Source organism: Paraburkholderia sp. SIMBA_053 (genome assembly GCF_046534895.1).
Taxonomy (GTDB): domain Bacteria; phylum Pseudomonadota; class Gammaproteobacteria; order Burkholderiales; family Burkholderiaceae; genus Paraburkholderia; species Paraburkholderia caledonica.
This window is the reverse complement of the sequence record NZ_JAWRXU010001317.1, coordinates 1-249: the sequence shown is the minus strand read 5'-3', so window position 1 is coordinate 249 and position 249 is coordinate 1. Positions and strand designations below refer to the sequence as shown.

Genomic DNA, 249 nt, shown 5'->3' with positions numbered 1-249 from the left:
ATCGATACCGCCGCCGCTGTAGAAGTCGAACTGATCAACGCTTGGCACGATGGCGTCTGCATTGCGCGCGGTGCCGAACATCGCGCCATCGAGCATGGTGCCCCTGTGAATGCCCTGTTCCACCGAGCCCCAGTAGTCGGAGCCGCGCCCTTGTGCCGCGAGTACTGCGGGGATCGCCCCGGGGAAGCCGAATCCGAAATTCGCTGACTGATTCGTGCCGAGTTCCTGCGCCGCACGCTCGGCTACGAT

1 pseudogene is annotated in these 249 nt (G+C 63.9%); it reads right to left on the bottom strand.

From position 1 onward, the window contains the following. Nucleotides 1-249: pseudogene (locus SB753_RS39890) on the bottom strand (acyl CoA:acetate/3-ketoacid CoA transferase); the annotation flags it as partial.